The 13,364-nt window shown below is 43.8% G+C and carries 10 protein-coding genes and 2 tRNA genes; 6 read left to right on the top strand and 6 right to left on the bottom strand.

The annotated features are described in order from the left end of the window. Window positions 1-49: 49 nt before the first annotated feature. The 4 genes from L4D79_RS15805 to L4D79_RS15790 form a co-directional block, all read right to left on the bottom strand. Window positions 50-1,561: a T6SS phospholipase effector Tle1-like catalytic domain-containing protein gene (locus L4D79_RS15805; protein ID WP_428652506.1), complete on the bottom strand. Its 1,512-nt coding sequence runs from the start codon at window positions 1,559-1,561 to the stop codon at window positions 50-52. 178 nt (window positions 1,562-1,739) lie between these two features. After that, window positions 1,740-1,826: transfer RNA gene (locus L4D79_RS15800), tRNA-Leu, on the bottom strand. Between the two features lie 44 nt (window positions 1,827-1,870). Beyond that, window positions 1,871-1,944: transfer RNA gene (locus L4D79_RS15795), tRNA-Gly, on the bottom strand. A 156-nt stretch (window positions 1,945-2,100) separates the two neighbouring features. Next, window positions 2,101-2,475 (bottom strand): c-type cytochrome, encoded by a 375-nt coding sequence (locus L4D79_RS15790; RefSeq protein ID WP_428652505.1) that lies wholly within the window; start codon window positions 2,473-2,475, stop codon window positions 2,101-2,103. 148 nt (window positions 2,476-2,623) lie between these two features. On the opposite strand from L4D79_RS15790, the gene L4D79_RS15785 reads away from it, so the two are divergent. The 4 genes from L4D79_RS15785 to L4D79_RS15770 all read left to right on the top strand — a co-directional run bounded on the left by L4D79_RS15785 (window position 2,624) and on the right by L4D79_RS15770 (window position 8,054). Next, window positions 2,624-2,884 (top strand): serine protease, encoded by a 261-nt coding sequence (locus L4D79_RS15785; RefSeq protein WP_428652504.1) that lies wholly within the window; start codon window positions 2,624-2,626, stop codon window positions 2,882-2,884. Between the two features lie 433 nt (window positions 2,885-3,317). Beyond that, window positions 3,318-4,727 (top strand): aminotransferase class V-fold PLP-dependent enzyme, encoded by a 1,410-nt coding sequence (locus tag L4D79_RS15780; RefSeq protein ID WP_428652503.1) that lies wholly within the window; start codon window positions 3,318-3,320, stop codon window positions 4,725-4,727. 88 nt (window positions 4,728-4,815) lie between these two features. Further along, entirely contained in the window at window positions 4,816-5,754 is a 939-nt protein-coding gene (locus L4D79_RS15775) for a transporter substrate-binding domain-containing protein (protein WP_428652502.1), read from the top strand. After that, window positions 5,751-8,054: a putative bifunctional diguanylate cyclase/phosphodiesterase gene (locus L4D79_RS15770; protein WP_428652501.1), complete on the top strand. Its 2,304-nt coding sequence runs from the start codon at window positions 5,751-5,753 to the stop codon at window positions 8,052-8,054. Before L4D79_RS15775 ends, L4D79_RS15770 begins: the two co-directional genes overlap by 4 nt. Before the next feature lie 73 nt (window positions 8,055-8,127). Here the strand turns inward: L4D79_RS15770 and pdxY are convergent, their stop codons facing one another. Beyond that, the gene (gene pdxY / locus L4D79_RS15765) at window positions 8,128-8,982 is read right to left on the bottom strand and encodes a pyridoxal kinase PdxY (protein ID WP_428652500.1); all 855 of its coding nucleotides are present in this window, start codon (window positions 8,980-8,982) and stop codon (window positions 8,128-8,130) included. Between the two features lie 187 nt (window positions 8,983-9,169). On the opposite strand from pdxY, the gene L4D79_RS15760 reads away from it, so the two are divergent. After that, window positions 9,170-9,679, top strand: coding sequence for a GNAT family N-acetyltransferase (locus tag L4D79_RS15760; RefSeq protein WP_428652499.1), 510 nt, complete (start codon window positions 9,170-9,172; stop codon window positions 9,677-9,679). A 394-nt stretch (window positions 9,680-10,073) separates the two neighbouring features. Next, window positions 10,074-11,582 (top strand): peptide MFS transporter, encoded by a 1,509-nt coding sequence (locus L4D79_RS15755; protein WP_428652498.1) that lies wholly within the window; start codon window positions 10,074-10,076, stop codon window positions 11,580-11,582. Window positions 11,583-11,660: 78 nt separating this feature from the next. Here L4D79_RS15755 and L4D79_RS15750 read toward each other — a convergent pair whose 3' ends face one another. Next, window positions 11,661-13,223 (bottom strand): multiheme c-type cytochrome, encoded by a 1,563-nt coding sequence (locus L4D79_RS15750; protein ID WP_428652497.1) that lies wholly within the window; start codon window positions 13,221-13,223, stop codon window positions 11,661-11,663. Window positions 13,224-13,364 lie beyond the last annotated feature (141 nt).

The following is a 13,364-nucleotide window of genomic DNA, read 5'->3' as shown; positions in this document are numbered from 1 at the left end:
ACTCTGAAGCTTTGTTTTACCCTTGGCTGTTTTCATAACCGAAAGTTAGCTAGTTCACTTCTTCGACCTTCAGCGTTACATATCCTCGGTTATTACCGTAGAACCCCCATGCATCATTGGGGAAACAATAGAGATATCCCGACTTCTTCACCTCTATCGTCGCGCCCGAGCCGATGCTGAATTGGCGAAGTGGGCAGTGTGTACCGTCTTTGTTGGGGTTGCCACCATTGGCGACTGCACCCATTAAACAGAAGTATGACGCTTCTTCCACACGCTTTGTGAGAACGAAATTCGCATCGGGCTTATCGAGTAGTTTTTTGTATAGCCTTTCCACAAAACCCAGACCTTCACTGGCAATATGGGCGATTTCACCGAGGTAGAACCGGCCATCATTGGTTCCTGCGGGGCCACAAGGAACACTTTTATCTACCCATTGACCTGTCGCTGTAAAGCGATAGCTTTTGCCTTTTTTCAGGTAGATCCCAGTCCAAGACCATGGGTGTTTGGCATAGATATCAACTTCTATAGGGCTTCCTTCAGTGAAGGACTGTGTCGAGCGATAGGGGCCTTGCTTAATGGGTGGCTTTTCACGTCTTTCTAGCGCCGACTCATGAAAGCTCCCAGTTTGTTTTTCAAAGCACGGTATACTGCGAGGAGCGGTGACTAACACCTTCATAAAGCCAACATGCGAATCATGAAGCTCAGCCGCGTGGTTAGGCTTGATTTGGTTAAGCATGTCCTCGTGCCATACAAGATCATCCGTAACACCTTTCAGCTCATTGATCATCCAGCTAAGGGTTGTATCTGAGAGTCCATCTTCTTTATAGCCACCCCCAATATCACTATGTACACCAGGAAACCATAATTGTTTCATTGATGGGTGATTATTGCCTTCCCATAACGTAGGACTAAAGCTACCTCTTTGCTCATCAATAGCCACGGCATGTCGGGCGTGCTCGACGTTTGTACTTAGCTTTACATCATGGAATTGATACTTCTTGGGATTATCAAACAGATCGGCGACTGCTTTATCATTCGGTACACCTAGCGCACCAACAGTATCCCAAACACCGAGGAAGAACACTGTGTTGGAATTATCATGAAACTTGATGTTATGGTGGGCTTTTAAAAATTCAGCCGTTTCATCTTCCCTATACCCTTGGGTATAAACCGTTTTTATTGTTTCGTCCCATTCAGCTTCCTTGTGTTTATGTAGATCGACGATACCCAATTTGCAGATCATTCCGGCTAAACTACGTGCTGTGAAAGCGCCTCGGCTAAAGCCCGTTAAAATGATTTTGTCACCCGCTTTATATTTGTCGGCTATCCATTGATAGCAGTCACGAATATCTTCAGAAATCCCGAAGCCGAAAATCCCTCCGGTGAACTTATCTATTCCCCCCTCGGTACCGACACCAGCCTGATAGCGTTTACGCTGAAGAACTGGTTTTTCAGGTAGTGCATCAAAGAGCTGTTTAACATTAGTTGGAGCAAGCTCTCCTTTGTCTCTGTTATCTGGATCATTCCAAGTGCCATCACAACACACAATTAAGTAAGCCATTTTACTCTCCTTGTCTGGGGTGTTGAGTGTACAAGAAGCGTAGTTTGCAGAGTGTGCAACCGGTGTGATATTGATCGAAGATGTAGCTAATCGGGTTTGATGCGTATCAAAGCTTGATGGGTTAGTGTCGAAAAAAAGGGGAATTTCTAGAAAGGCTGATTAGTTTGATATGTAAGATTGGTGCGGAGGGAGGGACTTGAACCCTCACGTCCTTGCGGACACTAGCACCTGAAGCTAGCGCGTCTACCAATTCCGCCACCACCGCATGTCATCTTACTCATCAGTGCCTACTCTTTGCGCCAGAGCGCTTGGAGCGAACAACGGGAATCGAACCCGTGTCATTAGCTTGGGAAGCTAAGGTAATACCATTATACGATGCTCGCGTATAAGTCACTGATTACAAAGAAACGATAAGCCTGTAGTGAGTTTCTCGCAATCGTAAAAGATGAATTTTGTTACGCCTATCACGCTTTAAGCAACCTTAACTCAATAGTTGATTGTTTAATAAACAACTCGTATATCAGTATGTCGTTCTACTGTTATTCATTAACGCTTTCTATGTACGCGAAGATGTCATTAACATCTTCTTTGGATAGTGTATGCCCAAATGCGGGCATCTGTCCGTTTTGGCCGTTTTCACCATCAAGTACCGAATGGATGAGCTCTGCTTTTAAGCCAAATGGATTTTGAAGTTCATCGAAAATATTGTCAGGCTTTACCTCAAAACCTACCGCTGCCGTTCCATCGCCATGACCGTTATCGCCATGACAGAACACGCAATTAGCGAGATATTGCGTTTTACCATTATCGATATTGGCCGTTGAATAAGGGTAATTCGCCAACAGGACGTAAGCTAAAATACTGGCAAAAAGCGTAATTGCAATGATGATTAGGGGAGCTTTCTTAAATGTCATTTATTGCCTGCTTATATCTCATGAAAAGTATATCAGGCTCCTTTTTATCAGTAGTGGTGTGAAAAAAGTGTTTGTCCTCATAGTTGTTGCCCAGCATAAATATAACGGCCTATCCTTAATAATTAATTCTTGGTACAGAGAGGGGTGTATGATGCGTCGTCTTTCAACATTCTCAGCGTTAGTTGTACTGTTCGTTTCAAGTGGTGCTGTACTGGTTGGCTGTAATGACTCTACAGAGCCGATGGTAGGGGCAGATGAAGATGAATATGGGTGCAAGAGCTCAGCAGGATACAGTTGGTGTGCAACAACAGAGCAGTGCGAACGGCCTTGGGAGCTAGCCGAGCGTGAAGGTTTTGATAACACAGAAGAAGCCTTTGAGATCTATTGTTCTGGTACTGGAGAAAACTAAAGTGTTTCGTGTTGGGTAGTACGCCATTGAGCCAATTTGATATTAGCGCCCTGCTTCTGCGGGGCGTTTTTGCATGCACAATTATAAATATACCCTTGTAATTTCGAGTGTTTTTCGTAGGGGAGAAAAGTGCTTCATCACGATGTCAATTATGCCCATCAGGTTTTTTTGGTCTAGCTTTATAGACTCGGGTGGCGAGTTTTGTTTGCTGTCGCACGGTGTTCTTAAGGATTTGGGTAACGCTGTGCAAAAAAATGAACATCGCCTTTTAGGTATAACTGTTTTGTAAATGCATGGCAGTATTTGCATGAGGATAGTTTGATGTTGCTCGGTATTTACGAAAAGAATAATTACATTTGGTAATATTTTGTGATTTTATTGATTGAGTTGTTAATTGTTCTCAATTTTTCGTGCATGACACAGGGAGATAAAAATGAGTCACTCAGATGCGGATCTGAAAAACCTTAAACGCCGACAGTTTTTGAAAACAACCACAGGGCTTGCCGTTGCTGGTGTAGGAAGTGGGCTGTTCAGTAGCACAGCAAGTGCTGCTGATGATGTTACTGATTGGCAGTCACTTCATTTCGGTGGGAGTGATAGTGATTTTTGGCGAGAAGTGAGACGGCAATTTATTTTAGATAGCAACACAACTTATATGAATATAGGGACAACAGGTTCTATGCCGAAGTCAGTGTTGCAAGCGTTTCACGAGAACAATAAAACCGTTGCTAAATATCCGTGGGATATGGATGGTAAATTTGGCGGCTGGCCGTATGTTTCTGAGATGGTGGCTGATATTGCCGCTGGTTTTGGTGCCGATCCTCACGAGATAATTTTAAGTCGTAATACCACCGATGGCATGTGTTCAATTATCAACGGCCTGCACTTTGAGCCGGGAGACGTCATTCTCACAACTCATCATGAGCATGTTGCTGCTTCATCGCCATTGAATGTGGTCAAACAGCGCTTTGGGGTCGAAGTTGTTGAGGTTGAACTACCTGTGTATACAGGAACTGAAGAAGTTACCGAGCAAGATTATGTTAAGGCTTTCAGAAAAGCGTTAAACGAACACAGTAATGTCCGGTTAATGGTGTTCTCGCATATTACATACAAAACGGGTGCGCGTTTGCCAGCCAAAAAACTATGTCGGCTTGCGAAAAAGTATGCAGTGCCGACGCTTGTCGATGGGGCGCATACCATTGGGATGATGGACTTGGATTTCCATGATATCGACTGTGATTTCTATGCGGGTTCTGGTCACAAGTGGCAGTGTGGGCCGGGTGCGACAGGGATCTTGTATGTGCGCGACAATGCGACACGGTTAGATGAGTATTGGCCTGAACGGGAAAACCCACTTTGGTATATCAACTCTTCGTTATCTCATGCCGACTACCTAGGTACCCAGCTGCAGATGCAGTACATCGGAAATGATAATTACCCAGCGAAACAAGCCTTGGCTGATAGCTGCAAAATGTGGGATGACATAGGCCGCCGTCGTATTGAATCTCGTGTGTTGTATCTAAGCAAATTATGCAAAAGCTTATTGTCTGATGCACTGCCGCAAGCTTTGGTGTTCTCACCGGATGTAGAGGGACTAGACAGCGGTTTAACGACATTCAATCCGTTCCCATTCAATGTTACTGATGGCGATTTGTTGACTGAATTCAGGGATAGGTTGCGTGAAGAGTATGGCTACATTATTCGTACCACTGACTTCAAGCTGTACAAAGATGATGTCGACTCGACTTACTCTCTGCGTATTTCTACTCACTTATTCCACAATGAGAAAGACGTGAAAGGGTTGGTGAAAGCAATAAAACAGCTGTATGAAGTAATGGCATAACATAAGGCGCCCAGTTCGCTGGGCGTATATCTCCCAGTCACATCAAGGTGTTTGGGATGCTGTACTGCAAGGATGAGGACAGTGCTTAATGAAAAGAACGAGACAATTATTACGATCCTTGATTGCCGCGATAGTACTTGGTGTTGGGGGACAGGCCAGTTCTTTGGCAATGGCTGACGATTTAGCGGAAATCAAGGAGCGGGGCGTCTTGCGTCATATTGGCGTGCCTTACGCTAACTTTGTTTCCTATATCAAAACAGATGAGTTTGAATCGCTAAGCGGGCTCGATGTTGAGATCGTAAAAGGTTTTGCCAAATCGCTAGGTGTCCAATACGAATATGTTCCTGCCCAATGGGATACTGTTGTTGGAAAGCTGAACGGCCAAAATGCCTTGTATTTGAATAGTGAGATTGTGTTGGGAGAGAAATCGCCGATAGAAGGCGATATTGTCGCAAATGGCGTAACGGTTTTAGATTGGCGCGCAGAATTAGCTGATTTTTCAATAGACTATTTTCCTTCAGCTGTATGGTTAGTGGCGCGTTCTGATTCATCCTTGACGCCAATTAAACCAACTGGCGATATAAATAAAGATATTAATATTGTAAAAAGCTTGATTGAAAACAAAGATGTATTGGCAATGGAGCAGTCTTGCCTCGATCCAAATTTGTATAATTTATATGACACAGGGGCAAATATCATTCTTCCTGAACCTGGACGTAAGTTAAATGAAATGGTGCCGGCAATTTTAAATAATGATGCCGAAACTACGTTATTAGACGTAGCTGATACATTAATTGCTTTAGAAAAATGGCCAGGAGAGATCAAAGTTATTGGACCAATCTCACAAGATCAAAGAATGGCGGCGGCATTTAGGAAAAATAGCCCCGAATTACGTCATGCTTTTAACCAATACTTAACTAAGATTAGAAAAGATGGGACCTATCAAAAGCTTATAGAAAAGCATTATCCATCGGTATTTTATTTTTATGGTGATTACTTTAGTGAAAGCAATGAAGCTGATTTATGAAGAAATGGATACAAAAATTATCAAGTAGTAATCTCATTATACTCGCAGCAGTATTGCTAGCGGCGTATTTGATATTGATATTGGCTGTTACCAATCTTGGTCAAACTCGATTGAATGAGTCTCAGCATCGTGAATTGACGCTGAAAGTACAAAGTTATGCCAGTATGTTGGAGTATTTTTTTAGCGTTTCCAGTGAAGAAATAACCGATTTTACAACAGATAGGGCCATGACGACGTTTTTTGCCAACTTGGCATCGGGAATGTCGATGGAATATGGTCTTGGTGCGAGCCTGATTAAGCTCGATCATGAGCTAGATACGTTAATTGAGACCAAATTAATCAATGATATACCAGTGTATGATCGCTTCACTCTTGTCAGTTATGACGGTTCGGTGATCGTTGATACTGCTGAAAAAATAAGCATGCATGTTGATACGAATCGCTTAAAGAGTTCTATCAGTAGTGTGCATGTTTTACATACTAGTCATGACTCTAGGAAGCCACATATTGAAATATACAAAACAGTATATTACTCAGGCCGCCCCGTCGCTTATTTGATTGCCTATATAAATACCTCTGTAATAATTGAACAGCTAACCGCTCAGGAGTACGAAGGTAGTAGGAGTCGAATGTTGCTTTCTGCTGAGGGTGAAAATATATTAGTGTGGAATTCAATTACTGACGACGTTCTAGAAAAATCAGATGTTATCTTTTTTGAACTGCAGATTGAGAATACACCGTATCAGTTAAAAGGTTGGTTTTCTCCGGTCAATGAAAAAGACATTTTTACGTCGGGGTGGTTTGTTGCCGGTATTTCTTTTTTAGCTGTGCCAGTCATTATAGGTCTGTTTTATACCTTTAATATTAATAGCGCCAATATCATTTTAAAAACAAAGTTTGAAGAGTCACACAAGCAACAGCGCGTGCTTGCCGTACAGAATGAACGGTTGATGGAAGAAATCGACCGTCGAAAAGACTCCGAGCGGAAATTAGCTTACCAGGCCACGCATGATGTGTTAACGGGTTTGCCCAATCGAAAATATGGCAATGAGCAGCTGGAGTTGATCATTGCTGATGCGATTGATGCCGATAGTGCAGTGTTAGTGATGTTTATTGATCTCGACAACTTCAAGCAGATCAATGACACGTTGGGTCATTTAGCGGGAGACTTCATTCTCACCGATAGTAGCCAGCGCTTATTGTCAGTCATTGGGGAGTCAAGTGTATTAGCGCGTTTGGGGGGGGATGAGTTTTTGCTCATTATTCCCAACCTCCGTGACGAAGAGTATGCCCAAGCATTGTCCTCGTCGATTTTGGCTTTGTTTGAACGCCCGTTTATCTGGAACAATCAAGAATTTTTCATCACTACCAGTATTGGTATGGCGGTTTACCCGCGCGATGGAACAAACACCCATCAGTTGCTGGCGGCGGCTGATACAGCCATGTACCGAGTCAAACAAGATGGCCGTAATGCTTACCGGTTCTATGAAACTAGCATGATGACTGATGTGCAACGTACTCTGGACCTCGACGGGCGGCTGCGTCAAGCAATCAAAAACAACTTAATCGAGATGCATTACCAACCAATCATTGATTTGGAAACGAATCAAATTGTGGGGGCTGAGGCTCTGATGCGCTGGGAGGATGAAATACTAGGCTATATTCAACCCGATGAATTTATCCTGCTGGCCGAGAAGAACGGTTTGATTCACCGACTGGGTGAGATTGCTATCTCCCAAGCTTGTCACTATGCGGCTCACTGGCAAAGTATTGCGCCAATAAAAATCTCGATAAACTTTTCTAGCGTGCAGTTCAGGTATTGCGATACGTTGTCAGCCCAAATACAAAAGGGGCTAGAATCTTCGGGTTTACCTGCAAATATGCTCGATATTGAAGTGACAGAAAGTTTGCTATTCAACCACAATCAAGAAGTTGTTTCCTTGCTTGATGGTTTGCGTAGTCGTGGTGTTGAGCTAACAATTGATGATTTTGGTACCGGTTACTCGGCATTGAGCTACTTGCAAAAGTTTCCGTTCGACAAGTTGAAAATAGACAGATCATTTCTGATAGATATTGACCAAAATGCATCTAACCGAGAGTTGGTAAATGCGATTATTGCGATGGCAAAAGCGTTGAATATTCGAGTTGTTGCCGAAGGCGTTGAAACGAAGTGGCATACCGAATATTTGTTACAGCGAGGCTGTGACTACGGGCAAGGTTACTATTTCAGTAAGCCTTTGCCTGCCGCTGAGTTTGAACGCTTGCTTTATAAGTCAAAGGTGCCGCAGTCGGTGGCTTAGTATTATTTGGTCTTGGTCTTAACATTCAACGCAGAGATAGCAGTCTACACTCTGCGTTGAATATTGTTAGCTGTTAGAGTGCTTCTATTGGGAAGTGCTCACAAGGCTTAACAATTTCACTCTGGGCCGCAATGGTCTGCAGTTCCCACTCGCCACGTAGTGAGGTTTCTTTCAATACAGCGTAACAGGCATCGTTACAGTGGCTGAATGCCGCTTCTGCGCTGCCTTTTGCTAGGTACTGGCCGGTAAATAGGGCAGAGATAAGATCGCCAACACCAACAGGCTGCTTATCAAACTCAAGGTGAGGGCGTTGGGCTAACCAGCAACCTTCTTGGGTGGCCAGCATCATAGAGAACATCTCATTCGATACACTGTGTAGGTGTTTAACCAAGACCATCTTCGGGCCTTTGTTCAGAGCAACTTGGCAAGCCTTGACTGCATCATCCAATGAGTTAATTTCCATACCAGCAAATTGGCTAAGCTCAAACTGGTTAGGCACGATGATATCTGCCATCGGCATTAGGGTATTGATAAGGTGTTCGGCAATGCCAGGTGCAACAATACAACCCTTATCAGGTGCACCCATTACAGGGTCGCATACATATAGCGCTTCAGGGTTGGCTGCTTTTACTTTTTTCACCGTTGCTTCAATTGCTAGGCATTGCTCGGCACTGCCTTGGTAGCCACTAAGCACCGCTTCACAATTAGCAAGTTGGCCAATTGCTTCCATACCGGAGACTAAGCTGGTGATATCTTCTGCGGCAAAAGCACGTCCTGTCCAGCCTTCTTTGTACTGAGTGTGATTAGAGAATTGAACGGTATGGATTGGCCATACTTCAAAACCCATACGCTGTAGTGGAAAAACGGCTGAACTGTTTCCTGCGTGTCCATAAACGACATGTGACTGAACAGAAAGAATGCCTTTCATTATTTTTATCCTGTTGGGGTATGTGTACGACATCGATAATAATGTGACATGCAGCTTATCACAATGAATTAATAGGTAGTTGTTACATTCCGACTATGGAAAGCAATGGCTATTATTCGTTGTGCTTGCCAGTCATGTAGTGACATGCCAGATTAGTTTATAGGTTCGTATTAGGAGAGAAGATTACATGGATGTTCAAGAAATAATCACTATGAGTGAGATTGAGCAAGAACTTATTGAGTTGCTGCTTGAGTGTGTGAACGATGGTGCCTCAATTGGTTTCTTACCCCCTTTAGGGAAAGTAGAGGCAACGGGTTATTGGCATAGTATCGAGGGTGAGGTTGCAAAAGGTGAGCGACGATTATTTATCGCCAAAAACAGCGGGAAAGTTGTCGGTGTTGTGCAATTGGCATTATGTCAGAAAGCCAATGGGATCCACCGTGCTGAAATTGAAAAGCTTATGGTGTTACCGCAGCAGAGAGGCAATGGATTAGGTAAAGCGCTGGTGGATGCTGCAGAACAAGCAGCAGTGAAATTAGGCCGAAGTTTATTAGTCTTGGATACACGCAAAGGTGACATAGCCTCGAAGCTGTATACCGATTTGGGTTTTCAGTTTGCAGGAGAGATCCCTGCGTTTGCAATTAGCGCGAGCGGTAACTTGGACGCCACATTGTTATTTTATAAACAGTTAGAGTAGGTTTAATTATCCTGTTTCATCATTATCCCCAAGCAACTTGAAGTCACTTAGGGAGAACTTTTCCAATAAATAGCTGGCGCTGCGTCAGCTATTTTTATTTCAAACATAACGATTTATTACTTTGATACCACTTTTGGTTAAGAAATAACCGTAACACTATTGGCGGACAATATTCATCATACAAAACACACGCGGATAATGGGAATGATTTTAAATGATGATATTGTTTTTTCTTTTTAATCAGTGAGTTACTGATAATTTTTATATCAATATCACAGATATGCAAAAAAGTGCGCTTAGCATAGGTGATTTGTTGAATAAGTTGCTTTTGATCATGAAATTATTGGTTGTAAATTGCTAGTTTGTGCAGTGCATAATATTGAAGGAGTATAATATGCAAGACGCAAATTCTAGATTCCCTTTTATTGCTAGAGTACTTATCTTAAGACAGTTTCTATGGGGTGCAGCATTCTACGGCACCTACGTTCTACTTACTAAGTTCTTCCTCGTTGAACTTAATTACAGCGAAGCCGATACCATTATGATGATGGGTGCTTTCGGTGCTGTAGGACCTGTTTTCTCGGCTGTGGGTGGCTTTGTTGCTGACCGCTATATTGGTTCATTCCGTGCGGTGTATATTGGCTACACAGTTTATACCATCGGTTTCTTTACACTGGGATATGGGGCGAGTTCGCTGAATGTTCCGCTAAGTATTTTTGCTATAGCACTTATCGGATACGCAAGGGGACTTTCTGCAACAAGCCCAACGGTATTATTGGGTAATTCCTATGCGGCAGATAACCGTGATTCATTCCAGCAGGGTTTAACGGTTAACTATTCGATAAATAACCTAGGTTCATTCGCATCGAAATACCTTTTCCCATTCATGGTGGCTTACTTAGCGTACCAAGGGAATTTCTATATTGCGTCTGGATTGATGTCGATCACCCTGGTGCTTTTTGTTCTGTTCCGTGATCGTCTTATCGGTGTAGGTAACGATATCGACCGCCGTTCAGTTTCGATGAAAGTATGGGCTGCTTTTGTTCTAGGTTCGGCAATTATGCTGGGTCTGGTATTCTGGGTGTTCTCTAACTTAAATGAAGGTAAATACCTATTATACGCACTAGGTGCTGGCGCTATTGGTTACTTCATTTTTGAAATTACCCGGGCCACCACTGCGTTTAAATACAAAATGTGCGGGGTGTTGATCCTCATTTTCATCATGATTGTGTTCTATTTCTACTACGGTCAGATGCTAACCTCGATGAACATTTATGCTATCAACCTAATGGGTGACCACCTGTTTGGCTTGATCCCAATCCGCCCTGAATCTAATGCGGCATTTAACCCGCTATGGTGTTTTGTGTTGGGTGGTCCGGTTATTTTTATCTATGGATGGTTAGAAAGAAAAGGAATTTCACCGTCAATCCCAACTAAATTTGCAGCGGCTTTCATCTTCAGTGCTATAGCGTTTTCGCTACTTGGCCTGTCAACCAACTTCGTTGGTGACAATGGGAAGATCTCTGCAGACTGGATTCTATGGGTACACTTCTTCCAGTCGCTGGCTGAGTTGATTGTTGGTGCATTGGGGGCAGGCTTTATCTTTGAAATGGTACCTCGCTACCTATCTGCATTCTCAATCGGTCTGCGTTCTGTGGCGTTGTCTCTTAGTGGTATTCTGGCTGCGGTTATTTCGACAAAGATTGCATTGCCGAAAGATGTTGAGCTAACTCAGGATATTATTGAAAGCGTTTATGCGAGCTACTTCTTTAACCTTGCGGTGTTGGCTGTCGTCATGGCGTTTGTTACGCTGGCACTTTCAAAAGTGATTAACAAGCTGATCAGAAAAGGCGAAGAGTTGGAGAAGGAAGAAGAGGCGAAGTCTTTGACTCCCCAGCATTAATTCATTGCCAAGCATAAACTGATATAAACAGAAAGAAAGCGCCAGCAATTGCTGGCGCTTTTTTGTCTGCTGTACGGGCTAATGGCGTTGAGCCACTGCAGGTGCAGCGGGTGAAACGTCAAGGCTTGCTTTTAAGGTCGTCATTTCAACTACATCGACCTCCAGTACTCCTTCACCAAGTAGTTCATCAACAAGTTGTTGTGAGAACGGCCAATAGTTCAAGGTGATATCTAGTTTAAGTGTATCGCCGCTATCGGCAGGCACCACGAAGGTATAATCAACAATTGAATAGCCTTTGGGGGGGATGCGGGTATCGGCCAGTACTTTGTCTACTTCCCAGACATTGAGATCAACGACTTCCCCTTTGGCATTGCCAAGCCAAACTTTAAAGTTACGGGTATTGGGCTCGGTGTGGCCATCAACGATTGCACCAGAGCGATAGAGGCTAGGGTAGTTATCAGAGCTTACTTGGAAATCGACCCATACTTCTCGTCCCTCAGGAAAACCCGTGGGCAGCTTATGTCCTGCGCCGACGTTGTTGACTTTAACCTTTAGCGTGACGGCGTCACCTGCTCGAATGGTGTCAGGAATGTCGACCAGTTCCATAGTGGCTGCAGAACGTAGCATTGCCCTTGCGGCTTCGGCGCGTTCGGGGGATTTGAAATAATTGTGCAGGGTTGAGTTGCCCCCAGTGAACTCGTGAGAGTAAATATGCTTACGCTCTTTTCCCATAATGGCGGACTTGCCTGGGTTACTATTGATTCCCGGGCCGGGTGTCATGTGGCAATCCTGGCATTGGATACCCTGTTCGTTGTAGATGCTTTCTTGCCACTCATCGTATGTACGCTCAATAGCCGTTCCGTTAGTTGGGTGGGTGACGTTATGGCATGTTGAGCAGAACTCCGAACGGGTTTGGACATCGAGGTAAGCGGTTTTGTGGTAGGGGGATTGTGCATCAGTACGAGGCCCTAGTTTCACGTGCTCTTCTCGGTTTGGAGTCAGTACATAAGCGCCATTATCGTGACCGGTTATACCCGAAATGTTATGGCAAACTTCGCAGTTCACACCCGGTAGGTGTTCATCAGTATCGAGCATTTTGGCGGAGGCATTCATGCTCGTCATACCGATAGGGCTATGACAGGCAATACAGAAATTATCTATTTCACCATCGGTTGCCTCACTAGCACGTTTAAATAAGGCCTTATAAATGGGATCATCCCAAGATTTGGCCATGACGGAGTTTTCCCATTGTTGGTAAATTTCTTCATGGCAGGCCTTGCATACTGTTGGATCTTCGAACATTTCAGGCTTCAAATCTTTGCCCGCAGTTTGCGCCCTTGAGGGATAGAACGGGTACTCGTTATGGATCTGCTCTTCAGAGGAAGGCTTGTGTGGCTTGAGCCATTTGTTGTTTCCCGATTGATCAGCAAAAGCATAAGATGAAGCGAAAAAGAGAATACAAATCGCGGCGGTTACGGATTTGATCGCTTTGAGTTTAAAAGCTATTGGCCACATGATTGATTCAGACGACATCAAAGGCACTCGCAGAGCCTTTCGTAGAACCCGCCGAAGGTGATGGCGTGTATAACTAGCAATACATAGCCCAGAAGAGTTATGTGGATTACAAGCGTCTGTTTTCATTGTCACTTCCAATTTTGTGTCTAGTAACTCAGTCACGGGAAGTGTAGGTAAGCTAATTTTGAGACAGTGTGTAGATTCTGTTAAACACACATAGTTAAGATAGATAGTGTTATCGACAACTCTTTATAGAAGCTTGAATAA

This window comes from Photobacterium satsumensis, assembly GCF_050336935.1.
GTDB lineage: Bacteria > Pseudomonadota > Gammaproteobacteria > Enterobacterales > Vibrionaceae > Photobacterium > Photobacterium satsumensis.
The sequence above is the reverse complement of the archived record's forward strand: the minus strand, read 5'-3'. Positions and strand labels throughout refer to the sequence as shown.